This is a genomic window from Bacillus cereus group sp. BfR-BA-01524, assembly GCF_022662595.1.
GTDB lineage: Bacteria > Bacillota > Bacilli > Bacillales > Bacillaceae_G > Bacillus_A > Bacillus_A thuringiensis_S.
The window spans coordinates 1-249 of the sequence record NZ_JAKUDW010000403.1 but is presented as its reverse complement, the minus strand read 5'-3'; the positions used below and the strand labels follow the sequence as shown (position 1 = coordinate 249).

Here is a 249-nt window from a genome sequence, read left to right as displayed (position 1 = left end):
TTCCTTTTACAATGGCAACAAATAAAGAAACAATTACAGCGACACTTATTTCGTTTAGAACACCAATCATCATCACGATGACACTTTTCTTTAGATTTCCACCAATCATCATCACGATGACACTTTTCTTTAGATTTCCACCAATCATCATCACGATGACACTTTTCTTTAGATTTCCACCAATCATCACAACAATGCTTTTTCTGAGAACTCCAGCAATCATTTTTCCAAGACATTCATTTCTACCTC

1 protein-coding gene is annotated in these 249 nt (G+C 34.9%); it reads right to left on the bottom strand.

Features of this window, described 5'->3' with window-relative positions; translation table 11 throughout:
* Nucleotides 1-249, bottom strand: a 249-nt coding sequence (locus tag MR170_RS31645) for a hypothetical protein (protein WP_346749481.1), incomplete at both ends; no start/stop codon positions are given.